Annotated in this window: 18 protein-coding genes and 1 pseudogene; 10 read left to right on the top strand and 9 right to left on the bottom strand. The window is 44.5% G+C overall.

Translation table 11 applies throughout. From position 1 onward, the window contains the following. Positions 1-56: 56 nt before the first annotated feature. Positions 57-1,916: a transglycosylase domain-containing protein gene (locus AWH49_RS08165; RefSeq protein ID WP_063965290.1), complete on the top strand. Its 1,860-nt coding sequence runs from the start codon at positions 57-59 to the stop codon at positions 1,914-1,916. A gap of 103 nt (positions 1,917-2,019) precedes the next feature. On the opposite strand, the gene AWH49_RS08160 is transcribed toward AWH49_RS08165, so the two are convergent. The 5 genes from AWH49_RS08160 to AWH49_RS08140 are packed head-to-tail and all read right to left on the bottom strand — an operon-like array spanning position 2,020 to position 6,254. After that, the gene (locus AWH49_RS08160) at positions 2,020-2,553 is read right to left on the bottom strand and encodes a 1,2-dihydroxy-3-keto-5-methylthiopentene dioxygenase (RefSeq protein WP_018394248.1); all 534 of its coding nucleotides are present in this window, start codon (positions 2,551-2,553) and stop codon (positions 2,020-2,022) included. Between the two features lie 4 nt (positions 2,554-2,557). Beyond that, positions 2,558-3,169: a methylthioribulose 1-phosphate dehydratase gene (locus AWH49_RS08155; protein ID WP_034286398.1), complete on the bottom strand. Its 612-nt coding sequence runs from the start codon at positions 3,167-3,169 to the stop codon at positions 2,558-2,560. Beyond that, positions 3,166-3,816, bottom strand: coding sequence for a 2-hydroxy-3-keto-5-methylthiopentenyl-1-phosphate phosphatase (locus tag AWH49_RS08150; protein ID WP_063965300.1), 651 nt, complete (start codon positions 3,814-3,816; stop codon positions 3,166-3,168). The genes AWH49_RS08155 and AWH49_RS08150 overlap by 4 nt, the downstream gene beginning before the upstream one ends. Beyond that, complete coding sequence (locus tag AWH49_RS08145; protein WP_063965289.1) at positions 3,816-5,015, bottom strand: 2,3-diketo-5-methylthiopentyl-1-phosphate enolase; 1,200 nt, start codon at positions 5,013-5,015, stop codon at positions 3,816-3,818. The genes AWH49_RS08150 and AWH49_RS08145 overlap by 1 nt, the downstream gene beginning before the upstream one ends. Positions 5,016-5,060: 45 nt before the next feature. Continuing rightward, positions 5,061-6,254 carry a pyridoxal phosphate-dependent aminotransferase gene (locus AWH49_RS08140; RefSeq protein ID WP_063965288.1) on the bottom strand — a complete coding sequence of 398 codons (1,194 nt, stop codon included), beginning with the start codon at positions 6,252-6,254 and terminating at the stop codon, positions 5,061-5,063. A gap of 88 nt (positions 6,255-6,342) precedes the next feature. Here AWH49_RS08140 and mtnK point away from each other — a divergent pair, with 88 nt between their 5' ends. Next, positions 6,343-7,509 carry an S-methyl-5-thioribose kinase gene (gene mtnK, locus AWH49_RS08135; protein WP_063965287.1) on the top strand — a complete coding sequence of 389 codons (1,167 nt, stop codon included), beginning with the start codon at positions 6,343-6,345 and terminating at the stop codon, positions 7,507-7,509. Beyond that, a complete protein-coding gene (mtnA, locus tag AWH49_RS08130; protein WP_063965286.1) occupies positions 7,509-8,540 on the top strand; it encodes an S-methyl-5-thioribose-1-phosphate isomerase in 1,032 nt (343 codons plus the stop codon). The genes mtnK and mtnA overlap by 1 nt, the downstream gene beginning before the upstream one ends. A gap of 116 nt (positions 8,541-8,656) precedes the next feature. Here mtnA and AWH49_RS08125 read toward each other — a convergent pair whose 3' ends face one another. Next, positions 8,657-9,214 carry a DUF5366 family protein gene (locus AWH49_RS08125; protein ID WP_063965285.1) on the bottom strand — a complete coding sequence of 186 codons (558 nt, stop codon included), beginning with the start codon at positions 9,212-9,214 and terminating at the stop codon, positions 8,657-8,659. Positions 9,215-9,495: 281 nt separating this feature from the next. Here AWH49_RS08125 and AWH49_RS08120 point away from each other — a divergent pair, with 281 nt between their 5' ends. The 7 genes from AWH49_RS08120 to mnhG are packed head-to-tail and all read left to right on the top strand — an operon-like array spanning position 9,496 to position 15,225. Beyond that, positions 9,496-11,913, top strand: a complete 2,418-nt coding sequence (locus AWH49_RS08120; RefSeq protein WP_063965284.1) for a Na+/H+ antiporter subunit A — start codon at positions 9,496-9,498, stop codon at positions 11,911-11,913. After that, positions 11,900-12,322, top strand: a complete 423-nt coding sequence (locus tag AWH49_RS08115; RefSeq protein WP_063965283.1) for a Na(+)/H(+) antiporter subunit B — start codon at positions 11,900-11,902, stop codon at positions 12,320-12,322. Before AWH49_RS08120 ends, AWH49_RS08115 begins: the two co-directional genes overlap by 14 nt. Beyond that, on the top strand, positions 12,322-12,663 hold the full coding sequence (locus AWH49_RS08110) for a Na(+)/H(+) antiporter subunit C (RefSeq protein WP_018394258.1): 342 nt from the start codon (positions 12,322-12,324) through the stop codon (positions 12,661-12,663). The genes AWH49_RS08115 and AWH49_RS08110 overlap by 1 nt, the downstream gene beginning before the upstream one ends. Continuing rightward, the gene (locus tag AWH49_RS08105; protein WP_063965282.1) at positions 12,656-14,137 is read left to right on the top strand and encodes a Na+/H+ antiporter subunit D; all 1,482 of its coding nucleotides are present in this window, start codon (positions 12,656-12,658) and stop codon (positions 14,135-14,137) included. The genes AWH49_RS08110 and AWH49_RS08105 overlap by 8 nt, the downstream gene beginning before the upstream one ends. A 5-nt stretch (positions 14,138-14,142) precedes the next feature. Beyond that, the gene (locus tag AWH49_RS08100) at positions 14,143-14,622 is read left to right on the top strand and encodes a Na+/H+ antiporter subunit E (protein WP_018394260.1); all 480 of its coding nucleotides are present in this window, start codon (positions 14,143-14,145) and stop codon (positions 14,620-14,622) included. Further along, complete coding sequence (locus tag AWH49_RS08095) at positions 14,619-14,903, top strand: Na(+)/H(+) antiporter subunit F1 (protein WP_034286409.1); 285 nt, start codon at positions 14,619-14,621, stop codon at positions 14,901-14,903. Before AWH49_RS08100 ends, AWH49_RS08095 begins: the two co-directional genes overlap by 4 nt. Then, on the top strand, positions 14,887-15,225 hold the full coding sequence (mnhG, locus tag AWH49_RS08090) for a monovalent cation/H(+) antiporter subunit G (RefSeq protein WP_034286410.1): 339 nt from the start codon (positions 14,887-14,889) through the stop codon (positions 15,223-15,225). The genes AWH49_RS08095 and mnhG overlap by 17 nt, the downstream gene beginning before the upstream one ends. A gap of 50 nt (positions 15,226-15,275) precedes the next feature. Here the strand turns inward: mnhG and AWH49_RS21440 are convergent. The 3 genes and pseudogenes from AWH49_RS21440 to AWH49_RS08080 form a co-directional block, all read right to left on the bottom strand. Then, positions 15,276-15,371 (bottom strand): annotated as a pseudogene (locus AWH49_RS21440) (DUF2188 domain-containing protein); the annotation flags it as partial. Positions 15,372-15,422: 51 nt separating this feature from the next. Next, positions 15,423-15,812: a hotdog fold thioesterase gene (locus AWH49_RS08085; protein WP_018394263.1), complete on the bottom strand. Its 390-nt coding sequence runs from the start codon at positions 15,810-15,812 to the stop codon at positions 15,423-15,425. Positions 15,813-15,871: 59 nt separating this feature from the next. After that, a complete protein-coding gene (locus tag AWH49_RS08080; protein WP_063965281.1) occupies positions 15,872-17,197 on the bottom strand; it encodes a Na+/H+ antiporter family protein in 1,326 nt (441 codons plus the stop codon). Between the last annotated feature and the right edge of the window lie 22 nt (positions 17,198-17,219).

Genomic DNA, 17,219 nt, shown 5'->3' with positions numbered 1-17,219 from the left:
CTTTATGATTATACATAAGAAAGAAAAGTCAAACCTCAGAAAAAGGCGGTTAGTGAATGAGAACGGTTTTTGGGTATGTCCTCATTATTTTGCTTATCCCTGCATCCGTTATGACGTTTTATTACGCCGATGCCGAAGCAGGTAAAGTGCAAATTTTTGATGATTATGTAGAAGAAAAAATTATTATTAAAGAAGTTGATTTGCCACAGGCAAGCAAGATAAAAGATACAAATGGCAACACGTATGTCGAGCTTCATCAACCAAATCGAATTGTCGTTGACGGTGAAAAAGTTCCTGCCTTTTTAAAGGAATTATTTTTACAATCGGAAGACAAACATTTTTATGAGCATTCCGGTATCGATGCGGCCGCTGTCATGCGGGCGTTTTTAGTCAATTCCCAGTCAGATGAGATCGAGCAAGGTGCAAGTACAATTACTCAGCAAGTTGCCCGCAACATTTATTTAACGCAGGACCGGACACTGGCTCGGAAAATATCAGAAGTACTTTACTCGTATCAAATTGAGAAAAAGCTCAAAAAAGATGACATTTTGAATTTATATTTAAATGTTATTTACTTCAACCATAACGTGTACGGCGTGGAAGCCGCGGCGCAGTTTTATTTCCAAAAGCCGGTGGACAAGCTGTCAAAAGCACAAATGGCGTTTATAGCAGCGATTCCAAACAATCCGTCCCTTTATGATCCTTTGGAACGCTTTGATAATACGAAAAAGCGCCAAGAACGCCTCATTGACATTATGGCGCGGGAAGAATTTATTACAGCAGATGAAGCCGAACAGATTAAAAACGAAAAAATCACGCTGAATGTACGCAATCGTCTCGACAAATATCCCGACTACTCCACATATGTTAGGGATGAATTCAGTGATTTAATCTCTGAAACAGAAGGATTTGATCAGCAGCTTATTAATGCAGAAGGTGATGCGCGCAAAGCGATTCAAGAAAAGTTGAACGCACGCGTAGCAGAAGTGCTGGCCTCTGGTGTTATTATTCATACGGCGCTTGATCCTTCTATGCAAGAAAAAGCGGTCAGTGCGGTGAACAACGTACTCGCTGGTTCATCCGTGCAAGGATCTGCTGCTGTCGTCGGAAATCAGTCACGTGACATTGTCGCATTGTCGGGCGGGAGAGACTTTGATGTGACACAATTTAACCGGGCACACCAGGGGTACCGTCAGCCCGGATCAACGATTAAGCCCTTGCTTGATTACGCACCTTACATGGAAACGTTTGGCGCTGGTGTAAATGATCTTATTTCCGCTGATAAATACTGTGTTGGAGATTGGTGTCCAAACAACTACAGTGGTAGAGAATACGGAATGGTCACGATTAAAGAAGCATTAACGAAATCACACAATACATCCGCTGTTCGTGCGTACATGCGGACAGGCATCGAGCGTTCATTTTCTTATCTTGATAAATTTGACTTTAACCGTGTCGATGAAGACGATCACGTGCGCGCCGCCTCACTCGGTGGAATCGATCCTGGTGTAACATCTCTTGAAATGGCTGGTGCCTACACCTCATTTATCGATGGTACATTTACGAAGCCGCATGCGATTAAACGTGTAACCGATTTTGAAGGCAACACGCTTTACGCTTGGAAAGTTGAACCTGTTCGTGTCTGGTCATCCGCTACAGCATATAAAATGCGTGACATGCTTACAAACGTTGTAAAAAATGGGACCGGTAAAAAAGCAAACTTTGCGACCACTTATATTGGCGGGAAAACAGGGACGACGAATAATTACCACGATCTCTGGTTCGTCGGACTGACTGAAGGCTATACAGCTGGTGTATGGGTTGGGAAGGACAAATATGAAAATCAATACGATAACATCCACTACATGGAATCCTATGGCCCTCAGCAGCTCATCTGGAAACGTATCATGAGGTAATAGATTACTAGAATCATCCCCGCACCGCAATCTGGCTGCGGGGTATTTTTTTCAAAAAAAACCGGAACACTTTGTCAGCTGTTCCGGTTCTTCACGTTTATATTTATGCTTTTTTCTGCTCGTCGTCGTAAATCGGCACCCATCCTTCTTGAGTAACGAAGACACGGACGGCCACTACTTTACGATCTTCCATTAATGTGAAGTAATGACGTGTGTTGACCGGAACTGAAATTAAATCGCCCGGCTCAAGCTCTACATTGAAAAATTGGCCATCTTTCGCTTGGATCGCGAAAATACCATGTCCGCTCACAATAAAGCGTACTTCATCATCTGTATGAATGTGAATATTTTCAAATTTTTTCAACAATTCATCGAGGTTCGGTGTGCTGTCTGATAAAGAAATGATATCACGTGCCTGATAGCCGCGTCGTTCAGAAATATCGTCAAGTTCTGGCTTGAATACATCAAGTACTTGTTGCTTCTCTTCATCTGTCAACGAATAATTTTCACGCAAATTTTCGGGAAGCTTCGTAATATCCCAGTTTTCATAAATAACTTCCTGCCCTGTTAAAAAAGCACTGACTGCATTTCGATCCGTTACACGTTCACCTGTTTCTTGAAAATAAATAGATGCCATTTGTTCATCTTCCTTTCAGGATAAGTAATTTAATATGCCATGAAAATAAAAATTCATACGCTTCTAAAAACTTTTTCGCTTCAAACGCATCGCGGCCCCAAACGGTAATGCCATGGTTACGAATTAATACGGCACCGGCGTCGGCTGACACGTACTTGCCAAACTCTTCAGCAAGCTTCGGAATGTTCGCATAGTTTGGTATAATGGGCACAGTCACCGACGCATGCTCTTCCCATATACCGAACGCTTTAATAATTTCCTGTCCGGTAAACGTCACTTCACCCTTGTCACCATACAATTCCGAAATCACATTGTTGTCAATCGTATGCACATGCAGGCTGCACCCGGCGTCCGTTTTACCGTACACTTCTACATGCAAAAGCGTTTCAGCGGATGGCTTGCCGGCAAAGCCTTCAATCGCTGCACCTTGTGAGTCTACAAGCAAAAAGTCTTCCTTCGTTTCTTTCCGCTTATCTTTTCCGCTTGCCGTGACAAGGAACGACGCATCATCCACTTTAATCGATAAATTGCCGCTCGTCCCCGGGAACCAGTCACGCGCCGCAAGCTCCCGCTTCACATCCGCCAGATCATTCCAACGTAATTGCATTGTATTCATTTGACTACCTCTTTCACATGATCAATGACTTCATAAAATGTATCAAACGGCTTGTGGGTCAAACCAAGTGCACGACTTTTTTCGAGCAATAAATCACGTGCAATCACAAAGTCGGCGAGTTTAGCTGCTTCCAGGTCCGTAATCGAATCGCCAATCACGATAATATCTTTCCCTTTTGCAATATCACGAACGATCGAAGGCTTGCAGCATCCGCACTCGTTATGACAATGCTCATCGCACGAATGAGGCCAGTCAATATGAATGTATTCACCCGAAAAATCAGCCGTATTGCAATAGATATAGTCTTCTGGGACAAAGCCCTTTAATATCGGCTTCACAAAAAAGTCCATCCCCCCGCTTACTATATAAAGCGGAATTCCAGCCTCTTTCGCATACGCCACAAAATCCGCAAAGCCTTCACGAATTTTCGCATCATGTAAAATGAAGTCAGTGATTTCTTCTTTTTGCGATGATGGAAGGAGCGCAAACATTTTCCCGACGCCTTCTTTAATCGAAATCTGCTGCGTGAGTACACCATCTTTTAACTCTTCCCAACCGGCTGGTGCAAACTGTTTCATGATGGCGATAATGTTATCATTTTTTGTAATCGTGCCGTCAAAATCACAAATGAGTACAGTATTCTTCATCACTTACCTGTTCCCCACAATTCAAGTGCGACACGTAAGTCTTCGTGTTGCTTTGCTGCTTCTTCAATCGTCCAGCCAGATACGACCGCATCTACAGCTTGACGGAATGCACGTCCGCCGCCTGCTGCACCATTCGGATGGCCGTGAACGCCGCCGCCTGCATTAATGATTGAATTCATTCCGAAATCCTCATACAGTACAGGCACAAGCCCCGGATGAATACCAGCAGATGGCACTGGAAACGTCTGTTTATAAATGCTGTCTTCAAGCGCCATTTCCGCTGTTTTCAAAGCTGCGGTCCGCTCCAGTGCCACCGATCCATATGGCGACGGGAACAATGTGAAATCAGCACCTGCCATACGGACGAGCTTGCCGAGCATCAATTCTGTCGATATACCGTGATGCGGTGCGGATGTAAATGCGCCGGATATAGCCGGATGCGCCATAATCGGCACCGGAATATCGCGGTCTTCTGCGAGTTCCTGTAACACATCCAGCCCATATGCGAATACGTTAAATAGATAGGCTGTTGCACCGAGTTCAATGCCGCGGCGTGCTTTTTCTTTTAGGTCACACGTGCGTCCAGTTAAATTCACCGCATACAACGCTTTTTTACCGCTTTCCACGATGACCTGTTTGCCAAGCTTCAATCGCTCTTCAAATGGCGTCAACTTATTTTCAAATAAAATTTCATCGTCTTTAATAATGTCAATGCCGCCATTAAGCTGCGCTCTTAGCTGTCTTTCCATATACGACAGGTCACGGCCAATGACGCCTTTAAATATGCTCATAACGAGTGGACGGTCATAGGCACCTGTTAATTCACGAATACCTTGTACACCAAACTTCGGACCCGGAAACCATCTTGCCAAATCACTTGAAAAATCAAGATCCATTAACCGGATGACACCATCTAATGATAATTTACCAAATACCGTTACCAAAATAGCCGGCAAATCGGTGCTGAAGTTTGCCGCGGGATACGCAATTGTAACATCTGCTTCCCGTCCTTCTGTCGTTTCACGTCCCGTTTCTTTAATCGATATGACTCGCCCTTTATGCTTCTTTAACTGCTCCTGCTCAAGATGCGGCAAGTCAGTCCATGAACCGATTGTCAAACCGAGTGCGATACCTTCTGCTTTTTTTTCAAATTGGCCGCCTTTATCAAACAGCCGGTACGTTGCGATCACTTCACTCATCACTCGTTCTCCATTCTGAATGCCAACTAGTTTACTGGGATTATGTCATTTTTTTCTCATTTTGTCAACAAAGAGCTCCTGCTTTCCGATTCGTTCAACGGCTTCTAACAGTCTATTCTCATCCGTCAATAACCCCACACGCACGTAGCCTTCTCCATATGTGCCAAATCCAATTCCTGGTGCCGTGACGACATGGGCTTTTTCCAAAAGTACATCGGCAAATTCAACCGATGTATAGGGTGCTGGCACTGGAAGCCAGACGAAAAAGGAACCCGCTGGTGCAGTGACATCCCAGCCAATTTTCTTGCACGCCTGAATGAACACGTTGCGGCGGCGTTCGTACATGTCCGTAAGTTCACGGACACAGTCTTGCGGACCGGTTAATGCATCCGCCGCTGCTTTTTGAATCGCACTGAACAAGCTCACATACATGTGATCCTGCAATAAATTAATCGCTGAAATGACACTTTTATTTCCTGCGACAAAGCCAACACGCCATCCAGCCATGTTGTATGTTTTCGATAATGTATACACTTCTACACCGATGTCTTTTGCCCCCTCTGCTTGTAAAAAGCTCGGTGGCTTAACACCATCAAATCCAACACCGCCATAAGCGAAATCGTGCACAACACATATGTTATGCTGCCTAGCAAGATGAACTGTCTCATCAAAAAAGGCCGGATTTGCCTGGGCACCGGTCGGATTGTTCGGATAATTTAGTAGCAAAAGCTTTGCCCGCTCCAGCTGTTCACTGTCCATCACACTGTAATCTGGCAAAAAGCCGTTTTCGGCTGTAAGCGGCATGTAATCCATCTTCGCTCCGGCCAGCGCTGCCCCTGACCAGTAATCCGGATAGCCGGGGTCCGGCACGAGCATGTAATCACCTGGGTTCAATAAACATATCGGCAATTCGACGAGTCCGGCTTTTCCGCCAAACAAAATAGCGACTTCCTTTTCTGGATCGAGGTCTACGTCATATTCTCGCTTGTAAAATTCGGCAGCTGCTTCTTTTAAAAACAGCTGTCCTTGAAACGGGGGATACTTATGAAAATCAGAGTGATCCGCCGCGGTTTTCAGCGAGTCTACAATATGCTGAGGGGTCGGCTGATCCGGGTTTCCCTGTCCGAGATTAATGACGTCGTGTCCTGCGTTCACATACTGTGCTGCTTTTTTCGTCAACGCCGCAAAAAACTGTTTCGGCAGCGTATTTAACAATGTCGATTGATCAAATTGAGTCATTTATACACCTACTTAAATTGTTCTTGCAATTTCAGTCATTAATATATATGCTATTTGTCGAATTGTAAATATATTCGGAGGGATAAACATGTCTTTATATGAAGCGTTAACGACCGAATCAGCTGTTTCCCTTGTGAAAAAACTTGGCTTATTTGCTGAATCTGAAACCCTTTCTTGTCAAGAAATTGGCGACGGGAATTTAAACTACGTGTTCCATATAAAAGGAACAGAAAAAAGCGTCATCGTCAAACAGGCACTTCCTTATGCAAAAGTTGTTGGCGAAAGCTGGCCGCTTACACTTGAACGAGCTGATATCGAAAATCGGGCACTCCGTTTGCAAGGTCAATTCGCACCTGATTATACCCCTAAAATCTACTATTCTGATAAGAATTTGGCTATTACAATGATGGAAGATTTATCCTATTTAGAAATTGCCCGTACAGGCCTTATTAATGGTGAAGATTATCCGCTCATCGCGCAGCATACTGGTGAATTCATCGCCCGCACGCTTTACGGCACATCCGACTTTGCGCTCGGGCCGCAGGAAAAGAAAAAGTTACAAAATACGTTTTGCAATCCCGAGCTGTGTGATATTACTGAAGGACTTGTGTTTACAGATCCGTTTTTTGATGCCGACACAAATGATTTTGAAGAAGGGCTTCGGCCGGATGTAGAAAAATTATGGCAAGATTCAAATTTGAAGCTCCATGCCGCACAGTTAAAACGATTATTTTTAACGTCGGGTGATGCGCTTTTGCATGGTGACCTTCATACAGGCAGTATTTTCGCAAGCGGGACCGAAACGAAAGTGATTGATCCAGAGTTTGCGTTTTACGGACCGTTCGGGTTTGATATTGCCCATTTTACAGCAAACTTATTTATGAATGCCTTTTCTCGCGAAGAGTCACGCCGCGCACCGTTATATGCGCATGTTGTGACAGTGTGGGATGTGTTTACCGCTGAGTTTACACGTTTGTGGAATGAAAACAATACAGAAGCTTTTGCTCAAACAGATGGTTATCTGGAATGGCTTTTGGCTGATATTTTTGAGCAAGCGACCGGTTTTATGGGGCTTGAAATGATACGTCGGACGATTGGTCTTGCCCATGTGAAAGATCTCGATAGCATAGAAGATGAAGCAACGCGTTTAGAAGCAAAACGCCAGTCTTTGTCGATGGGTGCGCATTTTGTAAAAGAACGGGCCCGTTATACGTCTGCGGATCAGCTCGTCGCGGCGTTTAAGGAGGGGCTTTAATGACTATCCCACAATCTGTTAGTTGGGAAAATCATACGATTCGGCTGTTAGATCAGCGCAAATTGCCGCATGTAACGGAATACTTGACGCTTGGAACGGTAGAATCTGTATTTGAAGCGATTAAATCGCTTGCTGTACGAGGTGCTCCGGCGATTGGCATTGCAGCAGCGTTCGGTGTTGCCTTATCAGCACTCACATGTAAGACAGAGGATGTTCATGAACTGAAAGAGCAAGTATTTATGGACAGCGGCTATTTGTCGCAGTCACGTCCGACGGCCGTCAACTTATTTTGGGCGCTGAACCGAATGAATGAAGTGGTCGTACGATCAAATACCGCTCAGTCATTGCGTGAAAACGTATTGGCGGAAGCGCTGACGATTCAAAAAGAAGATGCAGAAGTGTGCCGCTCGATCGGCGAACATGCGCTTACATTGTTTCAAAACGGCGACCGGGTCATGACAATTTGCAATGCGGGTTCCATTGCGACGGCAAAATACGGCACAGCGCTTGCTCCCTTCTTTTTAGCGAAAGAGCGTGGCATCCATCTGTCTGTTTTCGCATGTGAAACGCGTCCTGTATTTCAAGGTGCTCGTCTGACAACGTGGGAATTAATGCAAGCAGATATCGACGTAACACTCATTACGGATAGCATGGCCGCACACACGATGAAAATGAAACAGATTTCAGCCGTCATTACCGGTGCAGACCGGATTGCAGCTAACGGTGACTCTGCCAACAAAATCGGCACATTCGGTCTGGCGGTTCTAGCAAAGTCATTTGGCATTCCATTTTACATCGCGGCTCCACTGTCAACCTTTGATCTTGATACGCCAAACGGCGACGCGATTCCGATTGAAGAACGCGACCCGAGTGAGATTACGCATGTGAACGGAGTAAATATCGCACCAGACGGCGTGAATGTGTTCAATCCTGCGTTTGACGTTGCACCTGCTGACTTGATCACAGGTATCGTGACGGAAAAAGGGATTATTAAACCGGATAAAGCATCGATTGCCGCATTATTTGCCTAATTTCAAACGTGTCCCGCCCGGCTAAATGGCCAGTCGGGACACGTTTGTTTACACGTACCTGCACTTCGTCACAATCATAAAAAAAGTCTCTGGAATTTTCCGGAGACCGTTCTTTTTCACAATGGCAGAGACGCTAAAATGCCGTTGTATAGTTTCATGATAATTAAAGCAAGCAACAAGCCGAAGAAAATCCAGAACAGTGCTTCAAAAACGATAATACCAATCATTTGCGGTGTCGTAATATGGGGGCTTAATTTGTAAACGAAATAACCGATGTAAGCCATTGCCGTTACGAGAAAAATAATAAGAATACCAGCAGCAGACGAAAAGCTAATTAGAGAGACAAGCCCGCCGATGAAAAAAATAACAGCACCAAACCGTGCTTTTTTCAACAATTCGCCTTCTGTATCTTTTGAAAAAAATAAAAGGGCGAGTTCATTCGCTGTATTCGCCAGCAACTTAAGCGTGGAGAAAAGCATTGTGAATACAAGCATAAGGCCGCCGATCACCACAAGATTCATTTCCGTTTTTGTAAAGAAATCGAGCATTCCGCTATATAAGTTCGCTTTTTGAAGCACTTCAACAACGAGAGCTTGTCCATACATAGCGAGCGACAAGCTAAAAAGTAAAATAGCAAGAAGCGGCATATAGCCGGTTAAATATGTATTTTTCATTAAATTGATTCTCCCCTGTCACAGTCAGTCACTGTTCATTATGCAAGAGGATGGTTGCTATGACAAGCAATTTTCGATATTTTTTGGATAATAGGCACAAACTCTAGCAAATTTTGCATAGTTTCACTATATTTAAATTTTTTTATTTAATTGAAATCACCGATCTCCTTCATATTTATTATAATGATTGCGTTTTCACACACATCCTAAATTATGCGATGCACAATCATTTTTTTTACGCTATACTTTTAAACATATACTATACTTTAGGAGGGATTTCATTGTCTTTGCTTCACTGGGCCATACTCGCTCCTTTTATTATGGCCTCATTCGTTCCTTTCGTGCGAAAAAAAGCAGCAGCTATACATACAGGCTGGTTCGTTTTGATCTTGCCGGTCGTTCTGTTTGTTTCGTTTCTTCAATATCTTCCTGTAACGATGAATAATGGCTCCATTATGCAAACAGCTGCCTGGATTCCATCGCTCGGTATTGATTTCACGGCGTATGTAGATGGCCTTAGCTTACTATTTGTTCTTCTCATTACCGGAATCGGGGCACTCGTTGTGCTGTACTCTATTTACTATTTGTCCAAAACAAAAGAAAGTTTACAGCATTTTTACGTGTATTTGCTTATGTTTATGGGGGCGATGCTCGGTGTCGTTTTATCGGATAACGTAATTACGCTGTACATGTTCTGGGAATTGACATCTATTTCATCCTTCCTCTTAATTGCGTACTGGTTTGACCGCGACCGCTCCCGTTATGGCGCATTGAAATCAATGCTTATTACCGTATTCGGTGGATTGATGATGCTCGGTGGTTTTCTCATTCTATCGATTATGGGCGATACGTTCAGTATTCGTGAGCTCGCTGCTCAGGCACCAGAACTGAACAATCATCCGCTCTTTTTACTGGCGATGATCCTCATTTTGCTCGGTGCGTTTACGAAGTCGGCACAGTTTCCTTTTTACATCTGGCTGCCTGATGCAATGGAAGCGCCTACTCCTGTCAGTGCGTACTTGCACTCAGCGACGATGGTGAAAGCAGGTATTTACCTTGTTGCCCGGTTCAGTCCTATTTTTGCTTTTTCTGGCTACTGGTTCTGGATTGTCGGCGCAGTTGGGTTATTCACGATGGTATGGGCGTCCTTCAATGCCATTAAACAAACGGATTTAAAAGGGATTCTCGCGTTTTCAACGGTCAGTCAGCTCGGCTTAATTATGTCGCTACTCGGTGCCGGTTCAGCAGCACTTCACTTTGACTCCCTGGATGATAACTTGTACACAGCAGCCGTTATTGCGGCCGTGTTCCATTTAATTAATCATGCGACGTTCAAAGGCAGTCTGTTTATGGTGACCGGTATTATTGACCATGAAACAGGGACGCGCGATATTCGGCGCCTTGGCGGATTAATGAGCTTGATGCCGATAACATTCACTTTATCTGTAATCGGTGCCTTTTCAATGGCTGGTCTGCCGCCATTCAATGGGTTTTTAAGTAAAGAAATGTTTCTTTTATCAATGGTACAGTTAGCTGAACTGAATTTGTTCAATCTGGAAACGTGGGGACTTCTATTCCCTGTTCTAGCATGGATCGGCAGTGTGTTCACGTTCATTTACAGCATGATTATCGTCTTCAAAGTATTCGGCGGTAAATTTCAGCCAGAAAAACTGGAGAAAAAGCCGCATGAAGCACCGGTTGGGATGTTAATTTCACCGATTGTGCTCGCAGCTCTTGTGATCATATTCGGTTTATTTCCGAATTTGTTGTCATACAGCTTAATTCAACCAGCTGCCGCCGCCATCGTGCCATCCATTATTCCAAACGGCAGCCAGCTCGACGTACATATTTCATTCTGGCACGGGTTTACGACGGAATTAATGATGACAATTGGGGTTGTCGTTATTGGGATGATCTTGTACAAATTTTTGCCGAAATGGATCGGAATGTACGATTATTTCCCGGGAAGAGTCACACTCAATAAACTGTATAACGCCAGTTTGTATACTGCAGAGCGCGGTTCACACTCGCTGACAAAGTCATATATGACTGGGTTTATCCGCAGCTACCTCGTTTATATTTTTGCTTTTTTCATTGCCATTCTTGGCTTTACAATCTGGGTGAAAGATGCATTCCGATTTGATTCATCAAATACGGCATCGATTGGCTTTTATGAAGTTGGACTGCTTATTGCCCTGTTGATCGCAACAGCTACCATTTTAATGGCCAAATCACGTCTTACATCGATTATTTCGCTTGGTGCAGTCGGGTACAGTGTATCGCTTTTCTTCGTCATTTTCCGCGCGCCGGATCTTGCGTTGACACAACTCGTCATTGAAACGGTTTCAACAGCTTTATTCTTACTTTGTTTTTATCATTTGCCAAAATTGTCACGTCATGAGGAAAAAAGACGTTTCCAAATTGGCAATGCGGTCATTGCCGCTGGTGTCGGCCTCATCGTGGCGCTGATCGGAATTTCAGCGCACAGCACAAAACTATTTCCATCGATCAATGAATATTACATTGAAAACACGCACACGAAAGCGGGCGGCGAAAATATGGTCAATGTGATTCTCGTTGACTTCCGCGGCTTTGACACATTGTTTGAAATTTCAGTGCTGTCTGTTGCAGCACTCGGTATTTATGGATTGATTAAATTACGTTTGGAGAAAGGCGGCGAACAGAATGAAAACGAATGATGTGATCTTTCAAACTGTCGCCAAAGTCGTTTTCTTTATGATTATCTTTTTCGCCGTTCATCTTTTCTTTGCCGGACACTATTACCCGGGAGGCGGATTTGTCGGCGGGCTGCTCACTTCAGGGGCGATTGTCTTATTAATGCTCGCATTTGATATGAAAACGGTTAAACAAGGATTTTCGGTTGATTTTAAATGGCTCATTAGTCTCGGCCTATTGTTTTCAGCCGGTACAGCCGCCGGATCATTGATTTTTAATGTTCCGTTTTTCACACATGCATACGACTATTTTCAACTGCCGCTTTTCGGCAAAACATCGCTGCACACCGCGATGCTGTTTGACCTTGGTGTGTACCTTGTTGTCATTGGTGTAACCATGACCATTATTCAAACGATTGGAGAGAGTGAATAATGGAAATTTTAATGTGTATTGTTGCCGGTCTGCTGTTTGCAGCGGCTGTCTATTTAATGCTTTCAAAAAGCTTGCTCCGAATTATTGTTGGTACTGGACTCCTCAGCCACGGCACGCATTTAATGCTGCTGACGATGGGCGGACTGAAAACAGGCGCAGCACCTGTTCTAGGTGAACATGCCGCATCGTACACGGATCCGGTTCCGCAGGCGCTTATTTTAACCGCGATCGTCATCAGTTTTGGCGTCACAGCTCTGTTCCTTGTTATTGCCTATCGCGCCTATCAAGAGCTTGGCACAGACAATATGGATCAATTGAAAGGAACAGAAGCAGATGATTAATTTACCTGTTTTGCCGATTCTCATTCCTCTTATTGCTGCGATTGTCTTGCTGTTTGTCTCTAAAAGTGTCCTTGCTCAGCGAGTCGTGTCCGTTATTGCTTCAGCTTCGACTGTCGTGTCTGCGCTGATCCTAATGGCAAAAGTAAAATCTGACGGCATTCAAACCGTCGATATGGGCAGTTGGCCGGCACCGTTCGGTATTACACTCGTATCGGACATGCTGAGCATTTTACTCGTCTTAACGGCATCGATCATTACCTTATGTGTCGTTCTCTATTCATTCCGTTCAATTGGAAACGGGCGTGAACGATTTTACTACTATCCGATCGTCCAGTTTTTGCTGCTCGGTGTGAATGGTTCATTTACGACAGGTGATATTTTTAACTTGTTCGTATTCTTTGAAATTATGCTCATGTCGTCCTATGTGTTAATCGTCATTGGTAGCACAAAAATACAGCTTCGTGAATCAATTAAATACATCCTTGTGAACGTCATTTCATCTGCCATTTTCGTTATTGCCGTCGGATTTTTATATTCCGTCACCGGTTCACTGAATATGGCACACATTTCAGCACGAATTTCTGAGATTAGTACGGAGCCGATCATTACGGTACTCGCTGTTTTGTTTTTAATCGTTTTCGGCTTAAAAGGGGCTATTTTCCCACTCTATTTCTGGCTGCCTGGTTCTTACGCTGCACCACCTGCGCCCATTCTTGCTTTGTTTGGATCTCTTCTTACAAAAGTCGGAATTTACGCGATTTTGCGGACCTATACGCTATTTTTTTATCACGATCAGCCGTTTACGCATGACTTAATGTCACTTCTTGCGCTCTTGACGATTGTGGCCGGTGTCATCGGCGCTCTCGCATATCGTGATGTAAAACAAATTTTGATTTATAACATTATTATTGCGGTCGGCGTGCTGTTGTTCGGAATTGCCACGATGACCGAAGAATCCATTGCTGGAACGTTGTTTTATCTCATTCATGATATGATCGTTAAAGCAGCACTCTTCCTGCTCGGCGGAATCATTATTTACATTGCCGGCACGTCCAATTTAACGAAAATGGGTGGGCTGATCCGTCAGTATCCAGCACTTGGCTGGACCTTTTTACTCGCCTCCTTTGCGCTGGCCGGTATTCCACCGTTATCTGGATTCACCGGTAAATTGTTAATCGTTCGCGCTGGCTTTTCAGAAGGAGAATATGTCGGTTCAATTGTCGTCTTGCTGTCGAGTTTAGCTGTCTTGTATTCCGTTGTGAATCTCTTTATGGAGGCTTTCTGGAAAACACCTGAAACGCCTTTGCCTGATGTGAAAAAGCAGACAGGTTCATTGTTCATTCCAGCTGCAGTACTCGTCTTGCTGTCTGTTTTGTATGGCGTTGGAACAGAAGCGGTATATCCTTATGTGATGCAGGCTGTTGATACGCTCATCCATCCGGAAATCTACATCGACGCCGTGTTAAAGGAGTAGATGGTATGGCATTCCAAATTTTATTAAATGTGTTTTTAGCGTTTCTCTGGATGTTTTTGCAAGTTTCATTTAGTGCACGAACGTTCATTATTGGCTATTTACTAGGGCTGCTCGTCATGTTCTGTATGCGCCGATTTTTCATACACCGATTTTACATACACCGCGTCTGGGCCGTTACGTATTTGTTTTTCTTATTTTTAATCGAATTGATTAAAGCGAATATTGACGTATTAAAGCTCGTACTCAGTCCAAAACTCACGATGCGTCCAGGTATTTTTGCTATGGAGACGGAATTGAAATCAGACTGGGAAGTTACTTTGCTGTCCAACTTAATTACATTGACTCCGGGTACGCTCGTCATTGATGTATCGGATGACAATAAAACACTGTATATTCACGCGATTGATATCGGCGAAGTGTCAGAAGCCATTGATAGCATTAAAAATTCATTTGAAAAAGCCATTATGGAGGTGAGCCGAGGATGATAGGTATCGTGTTGAAAATAACGCTTGTCCTGCTGGCCATCGCTATGCTTGGATTTATTTACCGGCTCGTTAAAGGACCGACGACGCCCGATCGCATCGTAGCGCTGGATGCGATGGGTGTCATCCTCGTATCGATTACTGCTGTTCTTTCTATGATACTAGGTACAAGCAACTTTTTAGATGTCATTTTGCTCATTGGTATTTTGGCCTTTATCGGAACGGTGGCGTATGCGAAGTTTTTGGAGAAAGGAGAGATTATCGAATATGACCGTGATCAGTGACGTGTTCATCGCGTTTCTTTTGCTCATAGGCGCGTTTTTCAGTCTCGTTGCGGCATTTGGTGTCATCCGTTTCCCTGATGTCTATACACGCAACCATGCGGCCTCTAAGAGCGCCACACTTGGTGTTATGTGTATTCTTCTGGCGACATTTCTTTATTTTCTTGTTGAAGACGGCTTTTTCAGCTCCCGTCTCTTGCTCGGGATCGCCTTTTTCTTCATTACCGCTCCGGTTGCCGGCCACTTAATTAGCCGCGCTGCCTACAATTCCGGGGTGAAAATGTGGGATAAAAGTGTCCGGGATGATTTAAAAGATAAGAAATAATAAGAAAAAGGCTGCCTGAAAAGTGATTTTTCCTGGCAGCTTTTTCTTACTTCAAGAAGTGCATTGGCAATCTCAATCGCTTTGGCTCGTACATCTTCTGGTAAATTTTTCATCGAATCAGGATACTCCTTTTTGCTCCATGGCATTAGAAGTCCCTCCTTCATCTAAACCTTTCCCTGCTGACTATCAAGTAAACACTATCTTTTTTCCACAACCGCCATTGTACAGCGTGATAAGGAGATCAGTGCGCCCTCTTCATCTGTAATTTTAATAGTCCACACCATCGTCGTCCGGCCTCGATGCTCGATTTCAGCCGTCGCTGTTACAATCCCGTCACGCTTTGATTTAATATGATTCGCGTTTATTTCTAGTCCAAAACTTAATTCCATTTCAGGGTCGATCAGTGCCGCTGCACCTAAACTTGCCGCCGTTTCAGCAAGTGCAACCGATGCGCCACCATGCAAATAGCCGAACGGCTGACGCGTCCGTTCATCTACCGGCATGGTCATCACCACTCGTCCTTCGATTATCTCGACAATCTCCATACCGAGCGCTGCGATCAATGTTCCTTCTCTTTGAAACTTCATGTTCATTCCTCCTAAAAATTAAAAAAGCGCCCGTTCTTTTTAGGAAGCGGGCACTTCAATTACAGCACCATCGCTGCGATCCAGCCAAAAATGATGACCGGAATATTGTAATGTATAAATGTCGGAACAACGGTATCCCAAATATGATCATGCTGTCCGTCCGCATTTAAACCTGACGTCGGTCCGAGCGTGCTGTCTGACGCAGGTGACCCGGCATCCCCGAGCGCACCGGCTGTTCCGACGAGCGCAATAGCTGCCATCGGGCTGAAGCCGAGTTCGAGCGCAAGCGGTACAAAAATCGTTGCGATAATCGGAACTGTTGAAAACGAAGAACCGATCCCAAGCGTGACGAGTAAGCCTACAAGGAGCATTAACAAGGCACCGAGCGGACGATTGCCGCCGATTGCCGCCGCTGCATTTTCAACAAGTGTCTCAACGTCCCCTGTCGCCCCCATAACGCTCGCAAAACCAGATGCGGCAATCATGACAAATCCAATAAACGCCATCATGCGCATGCCATTTGTGTGCAGCTGATCCGCTTCACTCCAGCGTACAGCACGGAATACGTACAGTACAATGATCCCGGCAAGTGCACCAAATACCATTGATTCAGTCCATAGTTGCGCGGCGAGCGCAGCAACAATAGCCATACCTGCGATAATTAAACCATGTTTTGTGTAACCGGCATGTGCTTCTGATTCAACTAGAACCGGTAAATGTGAATCTTCATAATCACGTGGCTTTCGGTACGAGAAAAACACCGCGATCAATAATCCGACCAGCATGCCCGCAGCGGGTAATAACATCGCTTTCGGCACTTGATCCAGTGTTACTTCAAGTCCGCTTGCGGTCATATTCGTCGCAATAATCCCTTGGAATATTTGTCCGAATCCGACCGGTAAAAGCATATACGGTGTAATAAGACCAAACGTTAAAACACAAGCAGTCAATCGCCGGTCAATTCGAAGTTCATCCATAATTTTTAACAATGGCGGAATCAAAAGCGGAATAAACGCAATGTGCACCGGCACAACATTTTGAGAAAAACAAGCCATTAGCAAAATGACAATGAGAATAAGTGCTTTCGGCAGTTTTTGCGAACGTGCCTCTTCTTTTTTGCCAATATACTTTAAAATGAAATCAACGAGTGCTTCCGGCAATCCGGTACTTGAAACCGCGACCGCAAACCCACCGAGCATCGCATAACTGAGCGCTACGTTCGCGCCGCCGCCCACACCGTCTGAAAAAGCGGTGATTGTGCCATCCATTCCAAGCCCGCCGATCAATCCGCCTATAAATGCGCCCGTAATGAGTGAAAAAACAACATTGACGCGGAGCAGGCTGAGAACGAGCATAATGAGAACGGCAATAACTACTGCATTCATCAACATGTACCTCTTTTCCTTT

The organism is Domibacillus aminovorans (genome assembly GCF_001643235.1).
GTDB classification, from domain to species: domain Bacteria; phylum Bacillota; class Bacilli; order Bacillales; family Domibacillaceae; genus Domibacillus; species Domibacillus aminovorans.
Note: the sequence above shows the minus strand (reverse complement) of the source record. Positions and strands in the feature narration are given on the sequence as shown.

Coding starts and splice junctions, on each gene's coding strand:
- AWH49_RS08110 (WP_018394258.1), top strand. CDS start 12,322: ATGGAAATTTTAATGTGTATTGTTGCCGGTCTGCTGTTTGCAGCGGCT.
- AWH49_RS08155 (WP_034286398.1), bottom strand. CDS start 3,169: ATGAATACAATGCAATTACGTTGGAATGATCTGGCGGATGTGAAGCGG.
- AWH49_RS08100 (WP_018394260.1), top strand. CDS start 14,143: ATGGCATTCCAAATTTTATTAAATGTGTTTTTAGCGTTTCTCTGGATG.
- mnhG (WP_034286410.1), top strand. CDS start 14,887: ATGACCGTGATCAGTGACGTGTTCATCGCGTTTCTTTTGCTCATAGGC.
- mtnK (WP_063965287.1), top strand. CDS start 6,343: ATGTCTTTATATGAAGCGTTAACGACCGAATCAGCTGTTTCCCTTGTG.
- AWH49_RS08080 (WP_063965281.1), bottom strand. CDS start 17,197: ATGAATGCAGTAGTTATTGCCGTTCTCATTATGCTCGTTCTCAGCCTG.
- AWH49_RS08085 (WP_018394263.1), bottom strand. CDS start 15,812: ATGAAGTTTCAAAGAGAAGGAACATTGATCGCAGCGCTCGGTATGGAG.
- AWH49_RS08125 (WP_063965285.1), bottom strand. CDS start 9,214: ATGAAAAATACATATTTAACCGGCTATATGCCGCTTCTTGCTATTTTA.
- AWH49_RS08115 (WP_063965283.1), top strand. CDS start 11,900: ATGAAAACGAATGATGTGATCTTTCAAACTGTCGCCAAAGTCGTTTTC.
- mtnA (WP_063965286.1), top strand. CDS start 7,509: ATGACTATCCCACAATCTGTTAGTTGGGAAAATCATACGATTCGGCTG.
- AWH49_RS08150 (WP_063965300.1), bottom strand. CDS start 3,816: ATGAAGAATACTGTACTCATTTGTGATTTTGACGGCACGATTACAAAA.
- AWH49_RS08105 (WP_063965282.1), top strand. CDS start 12,656: ATGATTAATTTACCTGTTTTGCCGATTCTCATTCCTCTTATTGCTGCG.
- AWH49_RS08145 (WP_063965289.1), bottom strand. CDS start 5,015: ATGAGTGAAGTGATCGCAACGTACCGGCTGTTTGATAAAGGCGGCCAA.
- AWH49_RS08160 (WP_018394248.1), bottom strand. CDS start 2,553: ATGGCATCTATTTATTTTCAAGAAACAGGTGAACGTGTAACGGATCGA.
- AWH49_RS08095 (WP_034286409.1), top strand. CDS start 14,619: ATGATAGGTATCGTGTTGAAAATAACGCTTGTCCTGCTGGCCATCGCT.
- AWH49_RS08165 (WP_063965290.1), top strand. CDS start 57: ATGAGAACGGTTTTTGGGTATGTCCTCATTATTTTGCTTATCCCTGCA.
- AWH49_RS08140 (WP_063965288.1), bottom strand. CDS start 6,254: ATGACTCAATTTGATCAATCGACATTGTTAAATACGCTGCCGAAACAG.